At 62.0% G+C, this 5219-nt stretch carries 4 protein-coding genes; 3 read left to right on the top strand and 1 reads right to left on the bottom strand.

Features of this window, described 5'->3' with window-relative positions; translation table 11 throughout:
- From D588_RS27720 to D588_RS27715, 3 genes are all read left to right on the top strand, one after another.
- Positions 1–958, top strand: a 958-nt coding sequence (locus D588_RS27720) for a hypothetical protein (RefSeq protein WP_157836431.1), incomplete at its 5' end; no start/stop codon positions are given.
- Positions 959–1103: 145 nt separating this feature from the next.
- The gene (locus D588_RS0105760) at positions 1104–1853 is read left to right on the top strand and encodes a DNA-formamidopyrimidine glycosylase family protein (protein ID WP_017915301.1); all 750 of its coding nucleotides are present in this window, start codon (positions 1104–1106) and stop codon (positions 1851–1853) included.
- Positions 1854–2086: 233 nt separating this feature from the next.
- The gene (locus D588_RS27715) at positions 2087–2398 is read left to right on the top strand and encodes a hypothetical protein (protein ID WP_150410534.1); all 312 of its coding nucleotides are present in this window, start codon (positions 2087–2089) and stop codon (positions 2396–2398) included.
- 149 nt (positions 2399–2547) lie between these two features.
- Here the strand turns inward: D588_RS27715 and D588_RS0105755 are convergent.
- The coding region (locus tag D588_RS0105755; protein ID WP_017915300.1) for an error-prone DNA polymerase at positions 2548–5219 on the bottom strand (2672 nt) is incomplete at its 5' end.

The raw sequence follows: 5219 nt of genomic DNA, 5'->3' as shown, positions 1-5219 counted from the left end.
GTCTATGAAAAAAGAACCAGATTTCTCTCCGGTGCCCCCTAGGCCGAAAGGCTGGGAGGATGTGTTTGCGATAACTAGGCAATTGCGGAACGTCCCAATCGAAGAAATACAAAATGGGCGCGTCGACTGGGAGTACCACTTCGATTCGAAAGACATGCGTCCTTGTGGGCGAAAGGGTTGCGAGCAGAGGCATGCACATGGATGGATCGTTGCCCTGCCTGACCATCGGTTTGTACACATAGGAAATAATTGCGCTGAAAAATACGCCGATGCCGGCCTTTGGGCTTCCAATGTCAGCATCTGTCGTAAGCGCATGAATGCTGAGGCGCGCATAGCGGCACTGCTTGAAGCAAGGGATGAGGCTCAGAGGAAACAATTTTGGCTCGATAACACGCCAGAAGTCGACGCTGCAATCGCGATTTATGAGTCATTCGTGCAGCAGGCTCGTGGATCACTGCTTCAGGAAGTTGAGAGGCGTGCCGAACGCGGTTACTCAATAATTGAGAAAGATAGGTTCCTTACTGTCGACGAGATTCAAATTCGTCGTGCGATGCTCGCAGGGTCTCGTGTTGAAAATGAGCCAGGTCCATATGTGGCGTCTAGCGAAAGGGTGGCTGTTGGAGAGTTGGTGGGGTTGCAGTGCTTTCGGCCGCAAGGCAGTCCCCGTGAGATTCGTTCGCAGCTGCAAAGATTGGTTGAGTGCCTGCTGACGTGGTCTCCTGCTGAAGATGATCGGGATGCGCAGCGCTCATTAGTACAAGCCACTCGTGAGCTTGCGCCGCTAAGCAATCGTCTGAACTCTAGTTTGGTAGCTGTTCGGAGATTTTTCAGTGAATCGAATTTGAAGGCGCTCATGTTGCTGGATGTGACTCGTTCACAGGGCATCACTTCAATTGAGTTGGATGGTATTGGGGGGCTTGTTATTAAGCGACGTGCTCACTGGAAAAATGTAGCTTAGAATCATTTATGGGTTAAGCTCATTAGCTTTTGCCTTTCTTTGCTTTATTGCTTGGCTATGCTGGCCAAGAGTGTGTACTTATGGCTGCACGTTCTATCTACGCTGCGATCACGATTGACTCACTCAAGTTCTCAATACTGCAGGCATGCCCGAAGGTCCCTCGATCGTCATCCTGAAGGAAGAAGCCGCCGCGTTCGCCGGTCGCAAGGTGTTGCGGGTGTCCGGCAACAGCAAGCTGGATCTGGAGCGGATGCGCAATCGCAAGATCCTGTCGCTGCGCAGTTGGGGCAAGCATTTCCTGATCGAGTTCGATGCGTTCAGTGTGCGCATCCACTTCCTGCTGTTCGGCAGCTACCGGATCAATGCGCGCAAGGATGCGTCGGCGCGCTTGAGTCTGGGCTTCGCCAAGGGCGAGGAGCTGAACTTCTACGCATGTTCGATCAAGTTCATCGACGGTCCGCTGGATGCGGCCTACGACTGGACCGCGGACGTGATGAATCCCGATTGGGATGCGGCGCAGGCGCGGCGCAAGTTGCGGCTGCGGCCGCATGCGCTCGCCGCCGATGCCTTGCTGGATCAGGATGTGTTCGCCGGCGTCGGCAACATCATCAAGAACGAGGTGCTGCACCGCATCCGTGTGCATCCCGAGAGCGAGATCGGCGCGTTGCCGCCGCGCAAGTTGGGCGAATTGGTGACGCAGGCGCGCGAGTACAGCTTCGATTTCTATCGCTGGAAGAAAGCCTACGAACTGAAGAAGCACTATCAGGTGCACACCAAGACGGTGTGTCCGCGCGACGGTCATTTGCTCACTTATCGCAAGCAACTCGGGAAGGCGCAGCGGCGCGCGTTTTTCTGCGAGCACTGCCAACGGCGGTACGTACTGGACGATAATTGATCCAACGCCAATTGGGGCCGGCGCGTCCACAACGTAGTGCAAAGATCGTCGTAAGGCGCTTGCTGCGTGGAATTCATGTTGGCATATTGACTGGGTCGATTTCCTCGCTGTCAACACGGGGGGCGACATCAGTGTCGTGTACAGTGATCGACGGCTCCACAAAGAGATCGCTCACTGGGCAAGAAGGGGCGTGTGAGCGTTGCTGATTGATTTTCATCAGAACAGGGGGTGATATGAAATTTCGGGTTTCTTTATTTTCGTTAGCGTTTGGGCTTCTTCTGTGCGTCATCGCATCGCCAGCCATGGCGGTGACGGAATGCATGGTGACGCCAAAAGCGTTCTACGTCGGCGACAGTATGCTTTGGGTGGATTGGGTGGAAGGCGGAGCCGGCATCATCAGGCAGTCGGATCCTGACTTTAATCCGACGCTTGCCGTTGTCTCTATGGCTGTTACAAACCAGAAATCGCTTGTGGTCCGTTACGCGGCAGACAATGTCGACTGCGCGGGGAGAAACGACATCGCCGGGATTTGGATGTCACGTTAGTCGTCGTTGTAGTGGCGGCGGAGACTAGCGCATTACGCCGCAAAGTTTACGTTGTCTCCAACCAGTTTGACCGCAGGCCTTGATGGTGTTGCCTTCGTTAGGCAATCAAATCGAATTGTCGCCGGGTTGCTGTGACGCATGTGACTGCCTCAATGAAAATCCCGACTACGGATATCCAGGCCAAGCAGCATGGGCGTCAGGTCTTCCAGATGGGCGGCGATCAGGTGGCGGACCTTGCCCTCGGTCTCGACGCGGCCGCGCACCAGTAGCAGCCGGGATTCGAGCAGGGCCTGGCGCTGGCGTTCGGCCAGGCGCCGCCACACCACCACGTTGACTAGGCCGTGCTCGTCCTCGAGGGTGACGAAGGTGACGCCGCTGGCGGTCTGCGGGCGCTGGCGCATGGTCACTAAACCGGCGATGGCGACTGCACTGGCGTGCGGCAACGCCCGCAGCTCGCCGGAATGGCGGTAGCGGCGCGCACGCAGCTGCGCGCGCAGCAGGGTCAACGGATGCTTGCCCAGGGTGGTGCCGAGTGTCGCGTAGTCGGCACGGATGTCTTCGCCTTGGCTGGGGAGTGGAAGCGCGACCTGTTGCTCGGCTGTGGCCGCCAGCCCTTCGAACAGGGGGCGCTGCGCTTCGACGCCGGCCACGGCCCAGCGGGCGCGATGGCGATGGCCGGCCAGCGCTTTCAATGCGCCGGCGTCGGCGAGGGCGGCGCGGGCCTTGTCGTCGAGCGCGGCGCGGTGGCACAGGTCGGCGAGGTCGTGGAACGGCGCCTGTGCGCGTGCCTGCTGCAGGCGCAATGCGGCGTCCTCGGACAGGCCACGGACCAGGCGCAGGCCCAGGCGGATCGCCGGCTGCACCTCGGGATCGGGGCTGTGCGCTTCCAGGCTGCATTCCCAGTCGCTGTAGCGCACGTCCACCGGCCGCACCTGCAGGCCGTGGCGGCGCGCGTCCTGCAGCAACTGATCGGGGCTGTAGAAGCCCATCGGCCAACTGTTGATCAGCGCGCAGGTGAACGCCGCCGGTTCGTGGCACTTGAGCCAGCAACTGGCGTAGGTGAGCAGGGCGAAACTGGCGGCGTGGCTCTCGGGAAAGCCGTAGCTGCCGAAGCCCTTGATCTGCTCGAAGATGCGTGCGGCGAATTCGGCGCTGTAGCCTCTTTCAAGCATGCCTTCCAGCAGCTTGTCGCGATGCGGCTCCAGCCCGCCGTGGCGTTTCCAGGCCGCCATCGAGCGACGCAATTGGTCGGCTTGGCCCGGCGTGTAGCCGGCGGCGACCACCGCGAGTTGCATCACCTGTTCCTGGAACAGCGGTACGCCGAGGGTGCGCCTGAACACCTCGCGGAGTTCGTCTGGCAGATCGTCGGTGGCTTCCTCGCCGCTGCGCCGGCGCAGATACGGATGCACCATGCCGCCCTGGATCGGGCCGGGGCGCACGATCGCCACCTGGATGACCAGATCGTAGAACTCTTTCGGCTGCAGCCGCGGCAGCATCGCCATCTGCGCGCGCGATTCGATCTGGAACACGCCGATGGTGTCGGCGCGTTGGATCATGGCGTAGGTCTCAGGGTCTTCGGCAGGAATGGTCGCGAGCGTGTAGTCGCGGCCGCGGTGCGCGCGCAGCAGGTCCAGGGTGCGGCGTAGCGCGCTGAGCATGCCCAGTGCGAGCACGTCGACCTTCATCAGTCCGACCAGTTCCAGGTCGTCCTTGTCCCATTGGATCACCGTCCGCTCGGCCATGGTCGCGTTCTCCACCGGCACCAGCGTGTGCAGCGCATGCTCGGAGATGACGAAGCCGCCGGGATGCTGCGACAGGTGCCGTGGGAAGCCGATCAGTTGGCTGGCGAGCACCAGCAGCCGGCGCATCACCGGCGTGTCCGGGTCGAAGCCGCGTTCGCGCAGCAATTCCTGCGCCGACTCCACCGGGTCGCGCTGGCCCAGCGCGGACGACAGCGCGTCGACGGTGTCGCTGGGCAGGCCCAGTGCGCGCGCCACGTCGCGTACCGCGCTGCGCGTGTGGTAGCTGATCGCCACCGCCGCCAGTGCGGCGCGCTCGCGGCCGTAGTGGCGGAAGATGTACTGGATCACTTCCTCGCGGCGGTCGTGCTCGAAATCGATGTCGATGTCCGGCCGCTCCTTGCGCTCTTCGGAGATGAAGCGCTCGAACAGCATGCCGATGCGGTCCGGATCGATCGCGGTGATGCCCAGCGCATAACACACCGCCGAGTTCGCCGCCGAGCCGCGGCCCTGGCACAGGATGTCCTTGGAGCGTGCGAAGCGCACCAGGTCGTAGACGGTGAGGAAATAGGACTCGTACTTCAGCCGCTCGATCACGCCGAGTTCGTGTTCGATCAGGCGTCGTGCCTTGTCCGGCACGCCGTGCGGCCAGCGCTCGGCCGCGCCGCGTTCGGTGAGGATGCGCAGCCATTGCGTGGGCGTGTGCCCGGGCGGCACCAGTTCGTGCGGGTACTCATACTGCAGTTGCTCGAGATTGAAACTGCAGCGCTGGGCGATGCGCACGGTTTCGGCCAGCAGCGCCGGCGGATACAGCGTCGCCAGCGTGGCGCGCGGGCGCAGATGACGTTCGCCGTTGGGATACAGGTGGGCGCCGGCGTCGTGCAGCGGCAGGCGCTGGCGGATCGCGGTCAAGGTGTCCTGCAACGCGCGGCGGCCGCGCGCGTGCATGTGCACGTCGCCGCTGGCCACGGCGGGCAGTTGCAGGCGCTGCGCCAACTGTAGGCGCGCCTGCAGCAGCGCGGCGTCGTCGGGGCCGCGCAGCAGTTCCACCGCCAGCCAGAGCCGCTGCGGGAAGCGCGCCT

Source organism: Xanthomonas sp. SHU 308 (genome assembly GCF_000364645.1).
Taxonomy (GTDB): Bacteria; Pseudomonadota; Gammaproteobacteria; order Xanthomonadales; family Xanthomonadaceae; genus Xanthomonas_A; species Xanthomonas_A sontii.
Note: the sequence above shows the minus strand (reverse complement) of the source record. Positions and strands in the feature narration are given on the sequence as shown.